The organism is Flavobacterium sp. RSSA_27 (assembly GCF_051547125.1).
Classification (GTDB): Bacteria; Bacteroidota; Bacteroidia; order Flavobacteriales; family Flavobacteriaceae; genus Flavobacterium.
Genome location: NZ_JBPTTN010000008.1, coordinates 129,085 through 151,785 on the forward strand (window position 1 = coordinate 129,085; position 22,701 = coordinate 151,785).

Here is a 22,701-nt window from a genome sequence, read left to right on the forward strand (position 1 = left end):
CGGTTATTACTAAACTAACTAATCGATAGTGTATTATATTTTACATAAATGTATAAAAATAGTATTACTTTTTAGCAAACAAATTGCTAATTTTTTACCCAATAAACAGCAACCTCTTCATTTTCTTTTAGTTCATAATTCCCTTCGGCTAGATACACTAAGGCATTTGCAGTTGAAAAAGTATTCAACATAGAAGAGGCCTGATGCGATAGAATGGTTACTCTCCCATTGGCGAATTTTGCTTTTAAAAATTGAGCTCTACTGTTATTAACGGATAACGGATGTCCTAGTGGCAGGGTATTTTTTGCGCCATATTTCGTGCTATGTCCACCGCTTTTTTTAAGAGTAGGCAAGACATATACATAAAAACAGATCAAACAAGCTGCAGGATTGCCGGGTAAAGCAAAAATCAATTTATTGTTTTTTTTCCCTAAAAACAAGGGCTTCCCAGGTTTTTGATTGACTTTATGGAATAAGGTTTCCACTTCTAACTCTTGCAGTGCTTGTGCGACAAAATCATAATCTCCAACGGATATTCCGCCAGAGACCAAAATCACATCATGCTTTTCTATTGCGGATTGAAGCGTGTTTTTGGTGCTTTCAAAATCGTCTTTCACCGTATAGCGTTTTACCTCTTGCACTAACGAGTCCACTACTGCCGCTTCAAGCATTAGGCCATTGCTTTCATATACTTTTCCGTACGTTAAAGGAGCGCCAGGAGGGAGCAATTCGTTGCCTGTTACCACGATACCCACACTTGGTATTTTATAAACCGGAACGTTTACCACTCCAAGTGCGGCCAAAAAACCAATAGCTGCGGCATCCAACAACGTACCTTTCTCAAGTGCGAGTTCGCCTTTCTTGATTTGCTCACCTATAGGGCGAATGTTAGCTTGAAGTTGCGGTGCCGCTTGAAGTAGCAGTTTCGCTTGTTCTACGGAAACATTCTCAATAGGAATCATGGCTTGAGCTGAATCGGGTACGGGAGCACCTGTGAAAATTTTTACCGCTTGACCTGGTTGTAAAACAAAAGATTCAGCATCGCCGGCTTTAATTTCACCCATAATTTGATAAGTCAAGCTATCGTGAATACAAACCGCATACCCATCCATAGCCGATTGTCTAAAAGGCGGCATATTGATTGGAGAAAGGATGGGTTGTGCAAGTATCTTTTTTCTAGCTTCAAGTAAAGCACAAATTTCTTCTTGAGGAGTAGGCAGTTTATTTTGTAAAATTGAAAACGCTTCTGAAACGGTAATCATGTCTATTAGTTTTTGATCTTTTCAAAAGTACAATTCCCAATGGATTTTACTGCATCAAAATGTAACATACAGAAGATTTATTGTTTTTGCTTATTACCAGAAGGCAAATAATATAGCCATCCAAAACCAATTAAGAAGAGAATCAACGATGCCACAAAAGCAGGGATTAAAATCTCGCGATTATTTTCTAAGGCATTGTTCAAAGCCGCATATAACAACCAAATCTGTATGGTCACATTTAAAATCAATATGAATATCAAGGTTGAAAGTATGTTATTCAGTTTGTTTGGATTGGCTTGATTTTGACTTGTTCTAAAAGTGCTCATTATCCGTTTGTTTTGAGATTACTTGTTATTTCTTTGCCGATTTATTGTTTACTACTGCTACTTTTTCTCAGTTTAAACCGAAAATGCTTCATCGGTTGGTGCTTTTACATAGATGTCATTACCTTTTAAAAACACCTCTAGATTGGGCAAAGCTCTAGGTGGAGGGCCGGCTAAGACTTCACCAGTTTTAGCATCAAAAGAGCCGTTATGGCATGGACAGTATATCACATCTGTACCTGGTTTATAAAAAACAGAACAAGACAAGTGGGTGCACTTTTGTTCATAAGCTTTGAGTTCTCCAGATTCTAAATGAATTAAAATATAAGGAATTGTGCTTCCTTCAATTACAAAGGCGCGTGTGCCTCCTACAGGAATTTCGTCTTTTTTACAAACGAAATGTTCTCCTTCTACTTCTTCTTTTGGCAGCATATATGCTTTGGCGGCTACTAATCCGCTTCCCACCATCAATCCACCAGAGACTAGGGTAAGAAATTTGGCGAAATCGCGGCGACTCACATTACTTGCTTGTTGCTTGAGAATTGGAAAATCCTTTTTCCAATTTTTATCTAGGTTATCTTCTTTTGACATAAGACAGTTTTCAGTTTTCGGTTATCAGTTTTCCGTTTTCGGCATTCAATTTGTTGCTAGATTGCACTTTGAGGTACAATTCACTTATCTAATAGATGATTAGATCTGTACTCCCTTTCGGCATCATAATGTTTACTTTGGTATTTACCACTTCTTTTCCAAAAATAAACGTATTGACAGGTGAGCTATTGGGGCGCATTTCTTCAATTTCAGCTTTTGTTCCGTAAAACAAAGCGCCACTTGGGCAAACTGTAGCGCACATTGGTTTTTTTCCGATGCTAGTTCGGTCATAACACATGGTACATTTCATCATCAAATCGTAGGATTCTTGTTTTTTGGGAACTCCAAAAGGGCAAGCCATTACACAATTAGAACAACCTATACAACGTTCGGTATTGGCGGTATGTACAATTCCGAATTCATCTTTTGAGATGGCATCGGCAGGGCAAACATTGGCGCAAACAGGGTCATCACAATGCATACAAACCTGTACAGTGGTTTGAATGGTTGATGCTCTATCTACATAATTCACATGAATCATAGAATCTTGCCCATTGGTTTCGCATTCGGCACAAGCCATTTCACAAGCTTTGCAGCCTATGCAACGTTGCATATCTACAAAAAATTCCTCGTTTGTATTGAAACTGGTGTAGTTCATATTTGCTTTTTATAGATTAAACACTAGCATACGCTTTTGATTCTGCAGGTGGCCCGGCTATTTCTCTGAGAGGTTCCAAATGGCAGGCGCTTACTTTGAATTCGGGTATTTTAGAAACAGGATCTAAAGTTCCCGGAGTTAATTGATTGGCTGATTTTTTTCCTGACCAATGGTAAGGGATAAAAACCGTATCCTCTCTAATGGTTTCTACGATATTGGCAGGAAAAATTCCTTCTCCTCTGCGGGTAGACACTTTTACCAATTCTCTTTGTTGGATACCGTATTGCTGCGCCAATTTTGGATGAATTTCTAGCAATGGTTCTGGAAATTGACCTACTAATTTCCCAATTCTTCGGGTTTGGGTACCACTTAGGTACTGAGAAACCACTCGACCAGTCGTCAACACTACTGGGTACTCTGCATCTACAATTTCGCCTGGCAATTTATAAGGAGCTGGGTTAAAATGAGCTTTTCCGTCGGGGGTTTTAAACTTTTTATCTTCCCAAAGGCGAGGTGTACCTGGGTGGTCTTCAGTAGGGCAAGGCCAGAAAATCCCCATATTGTCTTCAATACGTTTATAGGTAATTCCGTTATAATCGGCAGTACCACCTTTGGATGCTACTCTCAATTCATTAAAAACGGCTTCGCTATTTTCGTAGGTAAATTTATCCTTAGCTCCCAAACGATCCGCCAATTCTAATAGAATGGAAGTATCCGTTCTGGCGTCACCTGGAGGTGTTACCGCTTGACGAATTCGGATGACGCGTCCTTCTGCCGAGGTAGTCGTTCCTTCCTCCTCTTCTTGTAAAGAACCCGCCAAAATCATGTCGGCATGACGGGCCGTTTCATTCAAGAAAAAGTCGATACAAACATAATATTCTAATTTTTCTAAGGCTTCACGAACGTAATTACTATTTGGCAACGACACTAGAGGGTTGAAGCAAATTGAAAGTAACCCTTTAATTTCACCACGATGAATTGCCTCTATAATTTCGTAAGCCGACAATCCTTTTCCTGGTAAGTCTTTTTCATTGATTCCCCAAACATCCGAAATATACTTACGGTGTTCTGGGTTTTCGATATCACGATTTCCGGGCAATTGGTCGCATTTATGACCGTGTTCTCTACCGCCTTGACCATTTCCTTGTCCGGTTATCGTTCCGTAACCGCAATAAGGTTTTCCAATTCTTCCCGTAGCCAATACGAGATTGATACAACCTACTACATTGTCTACTCCTTTGGAATGGTGTTCGATTCCTCTAGCGTGTAATAAAAAACTAGTTTTGGCTTTGCCCCATAATTCGGCAGCAGCCTTTATTTTATTTTTGTCAATTCCGGTCACTTCCTCAGCCCATTCCAAGGTATAGTCTTTCACTGCATCGATGGTTTCTTGAAATCCAGAAGTATAGTTATCAATAAAATCGTGATCCAAAAGATCGTTATCAACTAAATATTTCAACATGGCTCCGTACAAAGCAGAGTCGGTCCCTGGGCGAACATCCAAATGAATATCTGCTGTTCTGGCTAAAGGAATCATACGCGGATCTACCACAATAATCTTTGCACCGCGATCACGGGCTTTCCAAATCCAATGGGTAAGGGTCGGAAAGGTTTCACTAATATTGGCACCTGCTACAATAATTACTTCGGCGTATTCTAAATCAGAATAATTATTCGAAGCTCTGTCCAAACCAAATGCTTTTTTATTACCTGCTCCCGCGCTAACCATACACAAGCGACCGTTGTAGTCTAAGTTTTTGGTTTTCAGAGCTACTCTGGCAAATTTACCCACCAAATAACTTTTTTCATTGGTCAATGAAACACCTGATAGCATTGAAAAAGCATCTTTCCCGTATTTTTCCTGAATACGTTGTATTTCAGAAACGGTTTTACTCATCGCCTCATCCCAAGAAGTAGGCACAAAACCTTGTCCTTCTGCTCTTTTAAGAGGGGAGAGTAAACGGTCGGGGTGATTGTTTTGCAAATAGCGTTGTACCCCTTTTGGACACAGTCTACCTTCGTTAAAAGGAAATTCCATCCAAGGTTCAAAGCCAACCACTTTGTTGTCTTTTACCAACAATTCGATACCACATTGCATACCACAAAAGCAGCAATGGGTTTTTACATTTTTATCGGGTTCATCTCTACCTTCATAGCCATCTTTGGGGGCATAATTCAAATGAGGACCAAATTTGGCAATAATATTTTCTTCTGCTACTGGTAATTTTGCCATATTATGTTTTTTTTTACCGCTAAGACACAAAGACGCAATTTTTATTTTAATTATGACTTTATGCTTTGCGAAGATTTTAGTTTATGAATAGTTTATTTAGAAAAGACAGCTTTTTTTTAACCTTGCCATCGCATTCCTTTACTTCCTAAACACAAGGACACTTTAATTCTTTGCCCGACTGTGCTTTTTGCTCTCCTTTTTATCCAAACAAATTGCCACCAGCTTGTCTTGCTTTCAAATGAGCTTGTGCCAATCTTGATCTTTTTCCTTCCGGGCTCAAGTCCAAATGGGAGGTACCATCATTATGGGAAAAATCAAAACCTAATTCTTTCGTTACCGTCTTCAGGTCTTGGATGTGTAATTTGGTCGCAAATTCTTCTCCTGTATGGGGACAAACTGCCATTCCCATTTTCATTCCTTGTTTTTTATAGATATGTGCACCAATTTGGGCAGGTCTTTGAATGATGTGGAAAAATTTTCCAAATGGAATCCAAATCAAAAACAAAATCACAGTAACGGCATGAAGCACCGCTAAGAAATCAAAGGCGAAACCTTTCATGAATTGGTACGAATAGGTTAATCCTAAACCGGTTACTGAAATTGCGATTAACAAAATCAGAGGCAATAAATCCCCTTCAAAAGATTGGGTAGCGATTAATCCCGGATTGGTCAAACGTCTTCTGAGGTAATACAAACATCCAAAAATCACTAGGTAAGATGACCAATTTAGAGCGTGAAACGTTAGAAAGGCCATAATTGAATCCAGTTCAAAATCCATTACTTTAAACCCAAAGAAATACGCTTCATAGGTACTAATAGTATTAGGTGCCATTGCGAAATGAATCCAACCAAAGGTCAGAGGAATAGTAATTAAAAAAGCAGAGGTACAGCCCACGGCAATCATAAAATGTGCTACCCAACGGTATTTTCCTCTTGGGTAGATAAACTTTTGAAAAGCTATGTTCTCAATACTTTCTTTAGTGGCGAACCAAAAATGAGAGATTACCTTACCCGTCACCAAATATGTGATCCCTCTTTTGAAATAGATCCAAGTTGGTGGTCTTTGCAACCACACTGAATAACGGTAGACGATTCCGAAAAAGGCGAAAACAGTTCCAAACAAATAGGTAATTAAAGCCGCATCGAAATTTTGTAATTTTCTGGAACCAAAAAACACTAAGACAATCATCAGAACAGAAAGTCCTGTTGCAATTAGTAATGCTTTTGTATTGAGATTTTTATTTTTCATCGTATTACCTAACAAATTAATAGCTATTGATTTTTACTAACTCGGTTTTTCGCAACCTTTTCTGTTGTAGAACCACCAATTGATGGCAGTAGCTAACATACAAAAAATAACTAAACCTATAAAAAATTGATTAACGGTACCATTGGCTGACAAATTGCCACCGATAAGTTTAGAGAATATGAATGGTCCGAAAGCAGCTATGGCAGCTGTCCAACCAATAACTCCAGCAGCCTGACGTTGGTTGTCTGCAAATATAATAGGGTATTGTCTAAAAGTTCCGGCATTCCCCACTCCTGTAAAAAAGAACATTAGAAATATCACTCCAACAAACATTGGGAATTGATCGATACTAGTAGGAGCCACTAAACCTTGCGTGATTAGGACAATCGCTCCTCCAATAATTCCAAGCCCTGTGAATGTGGTCAAAATAGCTCCTCCAACTTTATCGGCTACAAAACCAAAGGCAACACGGCTGGCAGAACCAATTAGTGGACCATAAAAAGCATATACTAGAGGATCTGGAGCGTTAGGAAAATCGCCGTATAAGAACTTAATCATTAATGGGAATGCTGCTGATAGTCCAGCAAAAGTTCCGAAAGTCATTACATACGTAATGGTACAATACCAAGTATGTTTGTTTCCAAAAATATCCATTTGTTCTTTAATAGAAGAATGCATTGGAATACTTCTTAAATAAAACCAGCTGATAAGTGCTAAAATGATAAGAAATGGCACATACCAAAAGGCAGCCGATTGGATGTAAATTGGTTTATTTACCACCGCTTTCGTATCAGGGCTCAACTGATTCATGATTTTTTCAGCCAATTTTGGGTTGGCATTAGCCATTACTTTTGCTTTTGCTTTTGCAGGTAATGCAACCAATAGTGTAGCCTCATCAGCGTTACTAATGGTAGCTTTTACAGAATCCAAAACAGCAGGTTTTACAGACGACAAAAGTGTAGTTTGAACCTTGGCATCTAGCGCGCTAAAAACTTCTTTTTGTTTGGCCGCTTCTACGTTTTTAAAAACCGCTAAGGCTTCTTTGGCATCAATACTGGTAAAAATCGAACTAGCTCCATAAAGACTAACCCCTAAAATAAGTGGAGTCACAAATTGGGCTAACGATACCCCAAAATTTCCGATACCAGCTTGAATCCCTAATGCCGTTCCTTTTAATCTTTTAGGGAAGAACAAACTAGTACTTGGCATATAAGAAGAGAAATCTCCTCCACCAAAACCACAGGCAAAGGCTAAAATTGCAAATACCCAAAAAGGGGTGCTTGTGTCCATAACTGCGAAACCAATTCCTATTACAGGAATTAATTTGATTAAAGTAGCCCAGGCCACCACATGTCTTGTTCCGAAAATCGGCAAAATAAAGGTATGAATGATTCTAAGAAAACCAGCAGCTAAACCAGGAATAGCCACCAACCAAAATAATTCGTCTTTTGAAAATGTAAATCCAAGTCCAGGTAATTTTACTGCGATTACGCTCATCATGAACCAAGAGGCAAATGATAATATTAATGTTAGCGTTGTAATGGTGAGTGTTTTCCAAGCGATTGCACTACCTGTTTTTTCCCAAAAGTCATTATCATCTGGTTCCCACTTATCTAGCCATGTTTTCATAGGTTATTTTTTTTTTAGATTTAACAATATTTGTAATGATTATTTTTTTGCTGTTGCAGCAAGGTTTTATTTATTGTGTTCAATATGTTTTGAAAAATGAGGGATTTGCACGCGAATGGCTTTGCTAATCGTTTTGTGCATCCAAATCAAGCAGATTGTTGAGATGGCAAAAATGAAAATCCAAGAACTCGTCCACAAACCAGTTGTACTGAGTAAATACCCGAAAATTATTGGTCCAAAAAAACCGCCCAAACCGCCAATTAGTCCAACCATTCCACCTACGACCCCCACTTCATTAGGAAAATATTCTGGAATGTGTTTGTATACCGCTGCTTTACCAATTCCCCATGAGATTCCTATTAATATCACTAAAACTACGTATACCCACATATTTGCTTCAAACTTGATTTGAGTGATTCCTTTGGCGATCAGTTCTTTCTTTTTCACTGTTTGATTCTGTTGCACTACAATTTCCTGCCATGAGGCTTTTTCTGGCAAAATTGCGGATGATTCGTGTATGATAGTTTTCTTAGGAATTACCGTATGCACTTGATCGTCAATTTTGATTTCGTTGGAGGTGACTTGGGTCACTACGCCACTTTCGGCAGCCAAAACCCCAGGGCCAGCTGTTAGTATTTCCATTTTTGGAAACATCAATAAAAAACTAATAACGATAGAAGACCCTAATACCCAATACATTACTTTTCGCGCCCCAAATTTATCCGATAAATAGCCCCCAAAAGCTCTAATCACCCCTGAAGGCAAACTAAATGCAGTAGCAAACATACCCCCCATCACTAATGAAGTTTGGTATACGTTCATAAAATTGGGAAGCAACCATTGGGAATAGGCCACGAAGCAACCAAAAACCAAAAAGTAATAGGCTCCAAAACGCCAAACACGAACGGACTGCAAAGGTTTTAGAAGGTTTTTAAGTTCCTTAGCTTCAACGGCAGGTTTTTTATTTTTTGCCAAAAAGACAAAAAGCAAGCCCATCACGACTAAGACTACCCCATAGGTAATAGGTAGCATTTTCCAACCTTCATCAGGATTATCTTGAGAAAAATTATTCAGTAAGGTTGGCGCTATGAAAGTTGTTATAGCGGCACCGGCATTACCCATTCCAAAAATTCCGAGTGCTCTACCTTGCCAATGTTGTGGATACCAAACCGAAGTGAAACCAATTCCAACAGCGAAGCTTGTGCCTACCATTCCAAAAAGAAAACTCAAAATAGCAAAACTCCAAAAACTAGTAGCAAAAGGCAGTAAAAACAACGGAATCGCACAGAGTAACAATAATGTAGAAAAAACAATTTTTCCACCAAATTTATCTGTTAAAATTCCGATAGGTAATCTAAATATTGACCCTGAAAGAATTGGAATTCCGAGAAGCCACCCCACTTCAACCACACTCCAGTTAAATATACCTCTATCTACCAAAAAAGTAACTAATACACCATTGAGTGTCCAACAGGCAAAGCAAATGGTAAATGCTAAGGTATTTAGAAAAAGAATTTTGTGTGACTGCGCTAAATTATTCATAGAGAGTGCCGTATAAAATTTATGGTAAAACTTCAAAATCAAATAAAAGAACCTTAGAAGTATCTAATTTAATCAAAAAATCTGAAAATCAATTCTTTAGATTTAATTCTTGTTGGTACTAAATAATTTTGGACTAAAAGACACCATTAGCCAAGCCCAGTTATTGGCATCAGCAGCATTGGTAACATTCTTTACTCGCTCTAAAGTAGTAGAGGTAAATATTTGAGAGAAACCACCCGAAATCACAATATCTTTTTGAACCATATAAGACGCGGTCAAATCAATCTCAGTTCCTAAATAGCTATCCATTTGTTTGCCTTGCGCATCCAATACTTTATTAGGAGCATTGAAAATATGAGGAACTAAAGCAAATTGCCATTGCTTATTTTTGTAATTTAATTTCAAATAAGCATCCTGTAAACCCACATTATTTTGATGGTTTCCAACATAAAAATAGTCCATCAATCCGTTGAAAGCATGATTGGTTCCGAACAATGGAGTAAAGGATTTTAGCTTCGTATCGGTATCGTTTTGGTCTTTACCCGAAAGAAATTCATAGCCTAATCCTGCAGAAAAACTATCGACAATAGCATAATTTACATAACCTGAAGCATACCACGCACCAAGTTGCTTACCTACGCTTTGCCCTGTTTGTCCATAAAATCCAAAATTAGCATCCCATTTTTTGTCTTTGAACGTTATGTACGTTCCAAAAGTTTGTTTGTAATCTACTTCTAAATCGTTTGGACTTTTCTGAAATTCGTAACCTGTATTTAAAAATAACAAACTCAAACCAACCTTTGTCCAATTGTGGTGCAACCAAGCATATTGCATTGCTTTGTAATTAGTAGTATACGGCGTTGTGGGGGCTACCAAATTCTCAGCATTAGCATTTAATGCAAAACCTAAATCCAAAAGGCTATTCTCTTTTTTGTAGCTGATTAATGCTGCGTCGTGACTTTGCCCTTGTTGCAACCAATCAATTCCTCCCATAATCCTCTCGTTATCATAAGAAAGTACCTGTCTGCCTAATGTTGTGCTCCAATTTTCATTAAAATAGTATTTGGCCCAAGCTTCAAAAACAGCTAATCCATTTTTACCAGCTGTGGCTGTCGTAGCTACATCGCCCCAAGTCCGAATGTCTTGAACACTTAATTTGGCGGTCAATCTTTCTTGGTGAAAAGCAAGATTCAATCGAGAACGTTGTGCAATAAACGAGGTGGCTTCCTCTGTATCTAAAAGAGGACTTTTAAAACCATTTCTAAATTCAAAACGAGGGCGTAATTGAAGATTTATATCAAATTCTTGTGCAATTGCATTGGCATTTACAACTATAAAAACAGTCAGTACTATTCTTTTCAAAGTATTCATAGACATATTTTTTTTATTTTATAACGATTCAAAGGTAGAAGATGTTTTTGTCCTTTATCATGATAAAAATCATTTTATGTAAAATTTATTAAAAAAAATATGAATATGCATATTTAAAATGGCGCAAGTATAACAATATTTTGAGCCAAGGATATATAATCCATTATTAAACAACACATTAATAAAAGTAAAAAATTAAAGAAAGTATGTCTTTATAACTATTCTTTAGAGAATTTGTTACTATTTATTAAACCAGCAAAATTTCAATAAGTGTATCTGAGACCAAATCTCATTTCAGTTATAGTTATTCAATTAATTATTTCGATGTTATATCCACAAGCCTTGATGACCTATTCATAGCAAGGAATAAAACATCATCAATTAAAAAAAAAGAAAAAAACTAGAATCAATCAATGTATAATTGTTGGTTCTAGTTTTCTAAAATGAATTAATAAGTCTCATAATATTTTGAAAGTCAGTACTTAATTAAAAGTAAAAATCAACAAAACAAATGTTTTTTTTAATTACAAAACAGAAAAACTAATAAGAATACAACTATTTTGCTTCATCAATTATTTTAGTCACTGTAGCATCTGAATTAACCCCAAGCCCTTCTTGCTGAAAAACCAACTCCCCTTGGGTATTGAATACACTAATTATATTAGAATGCGAAAAATCAAGTGGCGCTATTTTCTTATAATTTACTGCCAAAACAGCAGCAAATTCCCTAGTATTGTCCTCTGTTGATCTCAAAAACTCCCATTGTGGAGTATCCATTTTATTTTCTATAGCAAAAGATTTTAAGCGTTTTGGAGTATCCACTTCAGGATCAATACTAATGAGTATAAGTTTTACATTATCCTTAATTTTCTCTGGCAAACGTGACTCAATATTGCGCATATCGGCCACTAACCTTGGGCAAGCTGCTTTACAAGAGGTATAAATCATTACCATCACTAAAACTTTTCCTTTTAGATCTTTCATAACAATATTTTCATTGTTGTGATTAGTCCATTGAGAAGGCAGGTTATAGATTGATAAATCTGAATTTGATTTGTCTTTGGTCACTTTTTCAATCTTATTACAACTTTGTATACTGGATAAAACAAAGAAAAAAGTTATCGCCAAAGCTATTAACTTAGGATGCCATTTAAAATTCGTTTTGTCTTGAAATGTGCTATTCATATCGTTATGATTTAAAAAAGATAAAATACGTTTAAAGGTTTTTTGCGCATCGAAAACCGAGATTCTTTGTAGTAAAAGTTGCTTTGAGACTTCCTCTAAAAGCATAGCGCATAAAGGCTGCATAATTCATCAAATCGGTTGCATTTACTGAACCACTTCCACAAAAAAGATTCTTATCGGTAGCTTTGTCTTTTCTGGATTCTCCCGAAAGAAAAATACTATTGAAGTCTGAGGTCCATTCCCAAACCAAACCATGCATATCATACACTCCCCAATAATTTTTATAGGTTTTCCCAATCGGATTTAAATAGGTTTTGGGTTTTTCGTACCAAGACATAATGTATTTATTAAACTCCTCTTTGGCACGGGCATCGATACGTTTTTCATCAGCCATAGCAACATATTCCCATTCGTCCATAGTAGGCAATCGTTTCCCTTGACACTCGCAATATTTTTTGGCAGCAAACCAAGAAACATTAGTCACAGGAGCGTTTTCCAAGTTATTTTTACCATAATTATAATCACCTTGCCATTGATAGAGATAACTTTTGTCGGCAAAAAGGGCTTTCATTTGAGAACGACTATAGGCTGGATTTTTTTTTACAAATGCAAGATATTGCGCATTGGTAACTGGATATATATCGATACTAAAAGAAGCTACTTGTACTGGTTTTTTTGAAGTTGTACCATAGAGGGGGACAAAAGCCCCCCTATTTATGGTAGCCATTTTTACATTTTGAGCATAAAAAGTATAATCAATGAAGAATAAAATGAAGATAAATATTTTTTTAAAGGGTATCATTGAAAAACTTTTTTGCTGGATCTGTATTATTTTCTTTGGGCTTTTACCATAGCTGGTGTAACCACTGTTTTATTATTACCCCAACTTGCATATACATAAGTCAATGCATCTGCAATTTGTTGGTCACTTAACGCTTGTGCTGGCATCGCTCCACTGAATTTTTTTCCGTTTACTGTAATAGGTCCTGATAGTCCTTTTACTACTCCTTTTATGGCGCGATTAACATCTTTGTTCAGGTAATCGGATTTTGCCAACGGAGGAAATGCACCAGGAATTCCCTGACCTGTTGCTTGGTGACAGGCCACACAAACTTTGTCATAAACTCCTTTTCCCTTGGCTGCATTTTGAGCAAAACCATAGCAACTTACCACTAGCATAGCTGCACTTAAAACATACTTTTTCATTGAATTAATATTTAGATTATAAGATTACAAATTAGTGAGCTGCCGTTTGCTTTGGAGCTGGTTTTGCCCTAACTGCTTTAACTTTGGCAGGAGTCACAACCGTTTTGTTGTTGCCCCAACTACTATAAACATACGTTAATACATCGGCAACTTCGTCGTCGGTTAAGTTTTGACTTGTCATTACATTGTTAAACTTCTTGCCGTTTACAACTACCTCACCACTTAATCCATGCAATACAGCACTAATTGCTCTATCAGGATTAGCATTCAAGAAATCAGACTTGGCTAATGGAGGAAATGCATTTGGGACTCCCTGTCCTTCGGGTTGGTGGCAAGCAAAACACGTTCTACCATACAATTCTTTACCTGATTTAATTTGTTCAGGAACTGTTTTTGCAGCTACTTTTTTGGCAGTTCCGTTTTCTTTAGGCATGTTTTGAATGGTTCCGCCTTCAGGCAAATAGATTCCTTCTTGAGTCGTACCTGAATAGATTTTTTTGTTTTCTTCCCCTTCTACTTTTAACATTCCCAGAGCTCCTTTATTGAAAGCTCTAAAGATAGAGTGGTCAACCAAAATAAATGTCCCAGGAACATCAACTTTAAATTCAACAATAGCAGAACCACCAGCTGGAATAAGGGTTGTTTGAACATTCTCATTAATCATGTCCCCTCCTTCTATATGTACTTTGTCAAAAATCTCACCAATTACGTGAAAAGAAGAAACCAAGTTTGGACCACCGTTACCCATATAGATACGTACTGTTTCACCTACTTTGGCAGTAATGGCTTTGTCACCAGCAACAGCACCCACTTTTCCGTTGAAAACCACATAATCAGGTTGTTCTTTGATGGCTTTATTCATATCAAAGGGTTGAGATCCTTGTTCTCCATAGGCCCCTTTGGTATAAAAATCACCTTGCATGATGTAGTATTCTTTATCAACAGGAGGTAATCCCCCTTCGGGTTCCACCAAAATCAAACCATACATTCCGTTTGCGATGTGCATTCCAACGGGAGCTGTAGCACAATGGTACACATATAAACCAGGATTTATAGTTTTAAAATTGAATACTTTTTCATGACCTGGAGCAACCAGTGAAGAAGTTGCACCACCACCTGGTCCTGTCACCGCATGCAAATCAATATTATGCGGCATTTTATTATCGGGGTGGTTTTTCAAATGAAATTCTACCTCATCACCAACTCTAGTTCGTATAAAACTTCCGGGAACAGATCCTCCAAATGTCCAATAAGTATATTTTACACCATCGACCATTTCGCCTTCTTCTTCTTTAATTTCCATATTCACAACGAGTTTTGTTGCGGATCTATCACCTATGGGCTTAGGTACAAATGGTGGTGCGGTTAACTCTGCCTCTTTTTGTCCTTCAACTATTATATCTTGGTAATCGTTAACTCCATTTTCTTTTTTGGAACAGGAAGAAAAAATTAACAATCCCAATATAAAAAAGGGGAACCAGATGAAATGTTTTTGAATATTTAATTTGGTTTTCATAATGTTTTATGTTAAAAGTTAGTTATCAAATAAAAGACTTTTTTGTCTTTTATTTGAATATAAAATTATAATACTTTAGCGGATTAAAAACTGACAATTATCATGTTATTAACTTTTATTTAAGATATTTTTACAAAGAGAATTATTCCCATTAACAAAAAAAGCACAAGAAGTAAAGAGCCTTTCCAAAACGAGTTTGCTTTTTTTAACTCCATAAACTGAAAACTTACAACTAAAAATTTACAAACACTTAAGAAAAGAATTAATCCAACTTTTGGTAAAATACTATAATTAAAAGAAGCTATCAATCCTGAAAAAATAGTGAATGAAATCAATATAAAATAGCTTAAAATTAAACTCCTTTTCATGTTCAAAAAAGTGTGTAAATAATTGGAAATAATAACAACCAAATCAGATCGCAAAGATGCCAAAAAGCGGCACTTGCTTCAACATCCTCAAGTGTAGTAGCTGAATTTTTCTTGGTCATCAAGTAATTTATCCAAACCAAAATTATTAATCCAACGATAACATGAATTACATGGAATCCAGTCAATAACCAATAAAAAGTATAAAACAGATTGGTATCTAATGAAATACCACTTTCTATTTTTTGATAATACTCTGTCCCCTTAAGTATCAAGAACAAAACGCCTCCCAACATAGCCAATTGAAAAAACATTGACGATTTTTGAATTTCATTGTTCTTATATAGATGCACAGCATTTGCCATAAAAAATCCGCTTGTTAATAAAAATACCGTATTTATTATTCCAAAAGTAGTGTTTAACTGCATTCTTGATTGATGAAAAATAGCCGTGTTTTCATTTCCGTAATACGCAAATGCTACCAACGCAATCCCAAAAGTGATGAGTTCCAAAAAAATGATTATCCACATTAGAATTCCTCCCGGTGGATAGTAGAAATTCTGATAATTTATTTTTAATCTTTCCATAAGTTACTCTTAAAGTTTCAATAAACATAGCCTTCTAAATTAAAACTCAATCATTCAATGTGTTTGATTCCTGTTTATTTCCAATCCAATAATCTTTTCTCGCCTTCAATTTTCTTTATATCTGTTATATCTTGAGACATCTCAATTACCCCTTTGTAGTTTTTATTTGCATCCCTAACTGCGAAATAACGAATGAAAATTAAGCGCTCTTTATAGTTTATCCAAAATGAAGATTCATTTTGAGTGCCTTTTCTAAATTCTTCCAAAATTTTAAGCACCGTTCCAACGCTTTTTGGCGGATGACAAAATTTTACTTCACGACCAATAATCCCAGCGCTTCTCGGAAAAACACGCTCTTCGCCTCTATTGTAAAAAATTACTTTGTCGTTTTCATCCACATAAGTCAAATCCAATGGCATCGTTCTAAATAATAAATTGACTTGCTCGACAGTCATATACCCTTCATCATAATGAGAAGTGTTTTCTAATGCAAAAGGCATTTCGCGAACCTTAAAATCTTCGCTTGGATGCACATATTCCATTTTTGGAAAAGACGGGGGTGTTTCAGCTAACATCCAACCAATTTCTTCCTCACCTCTACGCATTTCTATCCAATCACTTTCGGTTAAGATATCTAATGCATTAGGGAAAAGCACAGTATCTTCAACTCCAATTAATCGGTAAATACCCTCTACCAAAAAAGGAGTATTTGTTGCTATTCTTTCGGGATTATTCATTTTTAGATAATACTGAATCAATCGAAATTGCTCTCGCAAATTATCATGAAACGACCACATTCCTTGAGATGGACCAACCCAACCTTTCTTTTCCAAAAAAGGGAAAAGCTGATTCTCTTTGCGGGCAAATCGTTTCTCAATTGTAAGTAATTGATTGAATATGTTAGTGTATTTTGGTAAATCTTTCAAAGGATTTACCGCTTTAATTTCTTCCAAAAGGCTATTGATAATTTCTTTTTCCTGAAAGTAAATCGAAACGGGATGTCCTTCCGGCAATGCTGTGGTATTAATTGTTTCTGTCATTATAATTAAATTTTAAAACATATAAGTCATATAAGTTTTCATAATATATCAAGCTCAAAAAATCTTATATGACTTATATGTTTAATTTTATTTCTGGTGTTTTATCTTTTCATATAATTTCACTAAGGATTGTAACAACTCAACGGGAGTTGTCAAAATTTGATAGTGGTTTTGTCCAAACATTTGTGGCAAATAATATTTTGCTTCGGCTTCGATGGCCAAGGCGTAGGAATTAATATTTTTTGAATTGAGTTCGCGAAGGGCTTGTTTTACATCATTGACCCCATATTTACCTTCATATTTATCATAATCATTGGGTTTTCCGTCTGAAATGAGTATTACCCATTTATTTTTGGTACTTCGCTTATCGAGGCGCACTCCTGCATGACGCAAAGCCGCTCCTATTCTAGTATAACCACTGGGTTCAACAGCTCCTACTTTATGTTTGGCGACATTCCAATTATCGTCAAAATCTTTAACCGTTAGGTAAGTGGAATAATTTCTGGTTTTGGAATAAAAGCTATCTATCGAAAAATCGATATTAAACTCGTTCAGGATTTCTCCAAACAAAATAGAAACTTCTTTCTCTACATCAATGACTCTATTTCCTGCAGCATATCCGTCGCTTGAAAGGCTAATGTCTAATAGGATCAGTATCGACAAATCCTTTTCTATTTTTCTATTCGCAAGATAAATTTTATCGGATGGTGTTTTTCGAGAATGCACATCGACATACAAATCGGTTATGGCATCGATATCAAATTCGTCGCCTTGAGGTTGGCGTTTTTGCTGTTGCATTTTGTTATTAACGTTTGTCAACATTTTACGCAAGCCCATCAAAGTGGAGGCATTCTTGGTTATTGTTCTTTTGTAATAATCGGAATCTGTTTTTAACTGCAACTTTGGATATACTTTGCAAAAATTTTCTTTGTAACTATTTTTACTGCAATCCCATTCATTATATTTATGATGAAATCCTTTTTCATCTACCTCAGCACTTTCGGATATTGTGGTGTTTTCTATAAAGTCGGATAGATAAACCGAATGCACAGTATCATCTACACGCACATTGTATTTCATATTGAGTTCCTCCAATGCGTCCTGATGCTCTTCGAGTTCATCCGATCCGTCAAAATCACGCCAATTGCCATTGAATTCTTCAGCAGTTTCTACTTTCTCAAAATTATGCAACATCACATAATCCTCTTGTTGTTTTTTGTCAAGTTCCACCGTGATAACTTCCTCAACAGCTTTTGCTTTAAGCGTCGTTAAAGGCTGAATCTCATTAGGTATTTTGGTCTTGTCCGAGAAGTTTTGCAATAGATTCTCGCTATCTACTACCGTTTCATTTTTCATCCATTTGCCAAAAAGCCAAGAGAACTCAGGACCTTTTTTAGCATCTGATTTTTGGATAAAATAATCTTTGGCTTTCGCCAAAAAGGATTCGCCAATAGAAAACTCCTGAAACAAAATCGCAAGAACAGTATCGGATGTTTCCAATGCTTTTTGTTGTGAAAGAGCCAATTCAGGTTCTATTTCTTCAGATGTCCAATTATAGTTCAGCCGCTGTTGTACACAGAGATAAAGCATTCGAAAATGATAAAAAGTAAGGTTTTCTTCCAAAGTTGGAAATTCAGCAAAGGAAATCGGCAGAAAAAAATTATTGTTTTTGTATCCTCCCTCTCTTTCGGCAGGAAATATTTCGATAGGTTTTCCAGTCAAAGCACGCGCCATTATGGTCAGACGCGATTTTATCTCTGCAAGAGTCACCGTTCTGGCTTCTATTTCGGGACTTATTTTTTTTCTGCTTTTTAAATGCTTGAAAAACTTCCCAACTAAATATTCATCTATCTCGAAACCCATAATAAGCCCCCTAACCCCCGAAGGGGGAACTCCTATTAGGGGTCAATAGGATTTAAATTGTTAAAAAACATTATTAACACAACATATTTTTCTAAGTTATAATTCCCCCTTCGGGGGTTAGGGGGATCATATCATCAGATTACATAAATCCTTCAAAGCGTCTATAGTCTGTAGATCATCTGTTAATGGTTCTACAACCGCTACGTGAACGGCTAATCGCTTAGGTAATCCGCTATGAATGATTTTAGCCGCATCTACTAAAAGTCTAGTAGAAACAGTTTCGGTTAATCCTAATTCGGTTAAATTTCTAATTTTGTTACCAATAGCTACTAATTTTTTGGCAGTATCGCTGTCAATATTAGTTTCATTGACTAAGATTTCTGTTTCAATTTTTGGTTCTGGATAATCAAAAGTAACTGCAATAAATCGTTGACGAGTTGATGGTTTAAGCTCTTTGAAACCTCTTTGATAACCTGGATTAAAAGAAGCTACGAGCATAAAATCATTATGCGCCTGTATAGTCTCTCCTAATTTATCTATAAATAGCACGCGTCGATGATCAGTAAGAGAGTGGATAGCGACAATAACATCTGGTCGAGCCTCTGCTATCTCATCCAAATAGATAATAGAACCTTCTTTTACAGCTGTTGTCAATGGGCCATCCAACCAAACCGTTTCGGCTCCTTTAATGATGAATCGACCAATCAAATCTGTGGAAGACGTTTCTTCGTGACAACTAATGGTAATCAATTTTTTATTCAACTGATGTGCCATAAACTCAATAAAACGTGACTTCCCTGTTCCTGTAGGACCTTTTAACAAAAAAGGAATTTTGTTACTATAGGAATGAACAAAGATTTCTGTCTCTTTACCTGTAGCTTGGTAATATGGGATTTTTATTAAATTATCTGTTAGCATTTTCTTTATTATTATAAAAAACCGAAACGTAGAACAATCACTCTATGGAAATGCAAATTCTTAAACGATTATCCAAACGTTCCGGTTAAAAATGGAATCGTTATATTATATGTATCTATTTTATTGAGTAAAAAACTTTTATATCCTTAAATAATTCATTTGCACCTCTTATTAAATTTAAATCCTATGACTTAAAACTGTATTTAGCATTAAAATAAGGTTATAAAATTTCAATTAAAAAAAACTACCGTTCATTCAATGCTTCATTAGTTGGGCGGCCATATTTTATAAAATCATAAATAAACAATGAAATTCCGGTTGTAAACATTGTCGCACAGATGAGCAATACAACGAAGTGAATACTTATTTCATTTTGCACCATCATAAATTCCATTTTTAATTTTCTCTCCAAGTAGACTTGCACCACTCCCGCGACTCCAAATGCAACAGTCATCCCTAACATTCCAATATTTGACAACCAAAAAGCAGCCATTCCCGTATTACTTTGGTATCGTTTTCGACCTGTTACATTGGGCAATGCATAACTAATAATTGCTAAAACTATCATAGCATAGGCACCCCAAAAAGCATAATGCCCGTGCATAGCAGTAACCAATGTCCCGTGAGTATATAGATTAGTTTGCGGAAGAGTATGTGCAAAACCTAATAAACCAGCCCCCACAAAGGAAACTATAGACGAGCCAATAGTCCAGAATAATGCAATTTTATTAGGATGACTCTTTTCGCCTTTGCGATACATATTGACTGCGAACAAAGCCATAGCCAAGAAAGCTAAAGGTTCTAATGCAGAGAAAATCCCACCAATGATTAACCAAATCTTATTAACTCCTATGTAATAATAATGGTGTCCTGTCCCTAAAACTCCTGAAAGAAACGTTAACCCAACAATCACATATAGCCACTTTTCAATCACTTCTCTATCAACACCTGTCAATTTGATTAATAAATAGGAAAGAATACCTCCCATAATTAATTCCCATACACCTTCAACCCACAAATGCACAACCCACCAACGGAAAAAAGAATCCACTACTTGGCTGTCAAACCAAATCATTCCTGGCAAATACAACAAGGCAGCAAACAGCAATCCCATTGATAAAACCAATGCTGTAGTAGTTCTTCGTTTGGCTTTAAATAAAGTTCCCAAAATCAAACCTAAAAATAAGAGAACATTTACAACTACTAGAAAATCTAATTCTCTTGGTATCTCCAAAAATTTACGTCCTTCCCAATGGTTTAAATGAAATCCTACTATAGCTACAACTCCAACAACAGCCAATGAAATCAGTTGAATGTAAGCCCACTTCACGCTAATTAACTCACGTTGAGCTTCTTCAGGAATAATGTAATAAGCTGCTCCCATAAAACCAGTTAGTAACCACACTACTAGTAAATTAGTATGCACTGCTCTAGCGGTATTAAAAGGAATAATGTCATGCAATTCTTGGATTCCAATTCTGTCAAAACCCATTATAAAACCATAGATAATCTGTAAGGAAAATAATAGCATACATAGTGCAAAAAACCAGTAGGCTACTTTTTGTGATTGATATTTCATATTTGTATTTTTATTATTAGAATTCAATTTTGGCCCGGATTTTATCAAATAATGATGATAAACGTAAACTTGTTTTCAATAGTGAATTCAATTGTTATGTTATTTATTAATTATTCTCTTTCGCTAAAGGTGAAACCACACGGTCAAACCCATTCAAATCTATTTTGCCAATCCACTTTAGGTAAGCAACAACAGCCTCTGCATCTTGTTCTCCCAAATTATAAACAACCATTTTACGACCATTTGGAGCCCAAGGTACAGGCGACATCAAAACAGCTTTAACATACCCTTCTCCTCTTCTATCTATTACTTTAGTAAGTTCAGGCGCATAATAGGCTCCTTCTCCCAATATAGTGTGACACCCCATACAGTTATTGGATTCCCAAAGTTCTTTTCCTCTGGCTACTTGTTTAGTAATAGCCTTGTAATTAGTTTGGTCATTTCTAGGCATAAACGAATAAATGGTCAATCCTATGAAGATTAAAAAGGTGACCAAAGTTCCTCCCAGAAAAAATGCTCGAGCTTGTGATTTTGAAAGCATAATAAATGGTTTTTATTAGTATTGAATTTTGATTAACAATAAAAGACAAAATTATCTTTTATTTGATTGCAGCAAATTAAGAGTATATTAAAGAGTAAAAACATGATAAAAATCATAAATTAAATACATTCTTTTTAGTAATGATAAAAAACAAAACCAATCTGATAATCTATAACTTACAATAAAAAACAATAAAAGACATTTTTATCTTTTATTTAAAAATTATATGTATATTTGTACCCAATTAAAACGTATCATTATGAACACCATTGAAAACACAACAATAGGAGAATTTGTAGCGAAAGATTTTAGAACGGCAGCAGTATTCTCAAAATTTGGTATAGATTTTTGCTGCAAAGGCAATCGAACTATCGAAGAAGCAAGCGAGAAAAAAGGGGCAGATAGCCAAACCATACTTGCAGAAATTAAAACTGTTTTAGAAAGTAAAACTGACAACAGCATTGATTTCAAATCTTGGCCATTGGATTTATTAGCAGACTATATAGAAAAAACACATCATCGTTATGTAGTAGAGAAAACACAAGTCTTATTACCTTTTTTGAATAAGCTTTGCAAAGTCCACGGCGCCCATCACCCTGAATTATTTGAGATCAACAAACTCTTTATCGGTTGCTCCGAAGAATTAGCCCAACACATGAAGAAAGAAGAATTGGTTCTTTTTCCTTTTATCAAAAAAATGGTGCAAGCCACCCTTACTGACGAATTGATCCAACAGCCCCATTTTGGCACCGTTGAAAATCCAATTGCGATGATGATGCATGAACACGATGCCGAAGGAGAACGCTTTAGAAAAATTGCGGCATTAACCTCAAATTACACCCCTCCTGCTGATGCTTGTAACACTTACAAAGTGACTTTTGCTATGCTACAAGAATTTGAACAAGATTTACACAAGCACATTCATTTAGAGAATAACATTTTATTTCCTGCGGCTGTTGCTTTAGAAAAAGGTTTTATAGCACAATCCTAATTCTTTGATTTACCCCAATTACTGTTACAAGTATTTGGGGTTTTTCATTACT

The 22,701-nt window shown here is 36.1% G+C and carries 19 protein-coding genes and 1 pseudogene; 1 reads left to right on the top strand and 19 read right to left on the bottom strand.

Annotation, left to right across the window (positions count from 1 at the left end; translation table 11 throughout):
- Positions 1-86 precede the first annotated feature (86 nt).
- The 19 genes and pseudogenes from ACSVH5_RS12305 to ACSVH5_RS12395 all read right to left on the bottom strand — a co-directional run bounded on the left by ACSVH5_RS12305 (position 87) and on the right by ACSVH5_RS12395 (position 21,658).
- Positions 87-1,262, bottom strand: a complete 1,176-nt coding sequence (locus ACSVH5_RS12305) for a molybdopterin molybdotransferase MoeA (RefSeq protein ID WP_438061711.1) — start codon at positions 1,260-1,262, stop codon at positions 87-89.
- A 77-nt stretch (positions 1,263-1,339) separates the two neighbouring features.
- The gene (locus tag ACSVH5_RS12310; RefSeq protein ID WP_438061712.1) at positions 1,340-1,588 is read right to left on the bottom strand and encodes a DUF6755 family protein; all 249 of its coding nucleotides are present in this window, start codon (positions 1,586-1,588) and stop codon (positions 1,340-1,342) included.
- A 72-nt stretch (positions 1,589-1,660) separates the two neighbouring features.
- Positions 1,661-2,176: a Rieske (2Fe-2S) protein gene (locus ACSVH5_RS12315; RefSeq protein ID WP_438061713.1), complete on the bottom strand. Its 516-nt coding sequence runs from the start codon at positions 2,174-2,176 to the stop codon at positions 1,661-1,663.
- Positions 2,177-2,264: 88 nt separating this feature from the next.
- Entirely contained in the window at positions 2,265-2,834 is a 570-nt protein-coding gene (locus ACSVH5_RS12320; RefSeq protein ID WP_438061714.1) for a 4Fe-4S dicluster domain-containing protein, read from the bottom strand.
- A 16-nt stretch (positions 2,835-2,850) separates the two neighbouring features.
- The gene (locus ACSVH5_RS12325; protein ID WP_438061715.1) at positions 2,851-5,067 is read right to left on the bottom strand and encodes a molybdopterin oxidoreductase family protein; all 2,217 of its coding nucleotides are present in this window, start codon (positions 5,065-5,067) and stop codon (positions 2,851-2,853) included.
- A 199-nt stretch (positions 5,068-5,266) separates the two neighbouring features.
- Positions 5,267-6,316 (bottom strand): MFS transporter, encoded by a 1,050-nt coding sequence (locus ACSVH5_RS12330; RefSeq protein ID WP_438061716.1) that lies wholly within the window; start codon positions 6,314-6,316, stop codon positions 5,267-5,269.
- Between the two features lie 36 nt (positions 6,317-6,352).
- Positions 6,353-7,945, bottom strand: coding sequence for a magnesium transporter MgtE N-terminal domain-containing protein (locus tag ACSVH5_RS12335; RefSeq protein WP_438061717.1), 1,593 nt, complete (start codon positions 7,943-7,945; stop codon positions 6,353-6,355).
- Positions 7,946-8,011: 66 nt separating this feature from the next.
- Complete coding sequence (locus tag ACSVH5_RS12340; RefSeq protein WP_438061718.1) at positions 8,012-9,487, bottom strand: MFS transporter; 1,476 nt, start codon at positions 9,485-9,487, stop codon at positions 8,012-8,014.
- Between the two features lie 102 nt (positions 9,488-9,589).
- Complete coding sequence (locus ACSVH5_RS12345) at positions 9,590-10,858, bottom strand: alginate export family protein (protein WP_438061719.1); 1,269 nt, start codon at positions 10,856-10,858, stop codon at positions 9,590-9,592.
- A 555-nt stretch (positions 10,859-11,413) separates the two neighbouring features.
- A complete protein-coding gene (locus tag ACSVH5_RS12350; RefSeq protein WP_342692035.1) occupies positions 11,414-12,043 on the bottom strand; it encodes an SCO family protein in 630 nt (209 codons plus the stop codon).
- A 31-nt stretch (positions 12,044-12,074) separates the two neighbouring features.
- Positions 12,075-12,845 carry a formylglycine-generating enzyme family protein gene (locus ACSVH5_RS12355; RefSeq protein ID WP_438061720.1) on the bottom strand — a complete coding sequence of 257 codons (771 nt, stop codon included), beginning with the start codon at positions 12,843-12,845 and terminating at the stop codon, positions 12,075-12,077.
- Between the two features lie 26 nt (positions 12,846-12,871).
- A pseudogene (locus tag ACSVH5_RS12360) lies at positions 12,872-13,195 on the bottom strand (c-type cytochrome); the annotation flags it as partial.
- A gap of 85 nt (positions 13,196-13,280) precedes the next feature.
- Positions 13,281-14,765, bottom strand: coding sequence for a copper-containing nitrite reductase (gene nirK, locus ACSVH5_RS12365; RefSeq protein ID WP_438061721.1), 1,485 nt, complete (start codon positions 14,763-14,765; stop codon positions 13,281-13,283).
- 370 nt (positions 14,766-15,135) lie between these two features.
- The gene (locus tag ACSVH5_RS12370) at positions 15,136-15,717 is read right to left on the bottom strand and encodes a cytochrome c oxidase subunit 3 (protein ID WP_438061722.1); all 582 of its coding nucleotides are present in this window, start codon (positions 15,715-15,717) and stop codon (positions 15,136-15,138) included.
- Positions 15,718-15,791: 74 nt separating this feature from the next.
- Positions 15,792-16,757 (bottom strand): DUF438 domain-containing protein, encoded by a 966-nt coding sequence (locus tag ACSVH5_RS12375; protein WP_438061723.1) that lies wholly within the window; start codon positions 16,755-16,757, stop codon positions 15,792-15,794.
- 87 nt (positions 16,758-16,844) lie between these two features.
- Positions 16,845-18,620, bottom strand: a complete 1,776-nt coding sequence (locus ACSVH5_RS12380; protein ID WP_438061724.1) for a nitric oxide reductase activation protein NorD — start codon at positions 18,618-18,620, stop codon at positions 16,845-16,847.
- Positions 18,621-18,746: 126 nt separating this feature from the next.
- Positions 18,747-19,538, bottom strand: coding sequence for a CbbQ/NirQ/NorQ/GpvN family protein (locus ACSVH5_RS12385; protein WP_438061725.1), 792 nt, complete (start codon positions 19,536-19,538; stop codon positions 18,747-18,749).
- Between the two features lie 244 nt (positions 19,539-19,782).
- On the bottom strand, positions 19,783-21,117 hold the full coding sequence (locus ACSVH5_RS12390; RefSeq protein ID WP_438061726.1) for a cbb3-type cytochrome c oxidase subunit I: 1,335 nt from the start codon (positions 21,115-21,117) through the stop codon (positions 19,783-19,785).
- Positions 21,118-21,223: 106 nt separating this feature from the next.
- The gene (locus tag ACSVH5_RS12395) at positions 21,224-21,658 is read right to left on the bottom strand and encodes a c-type cytochrome (protein ID WP_438061727.1); all 435 of its coding nucleotides are present in this window, start codon (positions 21,656-21,658) and stop codon (positions 21,224-21,226) included.
- 259 nt (positions 21,659-21,917) lie between these two features.
- On the opposite strand from ACSVH5_RS12395, the gene ric reads away from it, so the two are divergent.
- Positions 21,918-22,649: an iron-sulfur cluster repair di-iron protein gene (gene ric / locus ACSVH5_RS12400; protein ID WP_438061728.1), complete on the top strand. Its 732-nt coding sequence runs from the start codon at positions 21,918-21,920 to the stop codon at positions 22,647-22,649.
- The last annotated feature ends 52 nt before the right edge of the window (positions 22,650-22,701 follow it).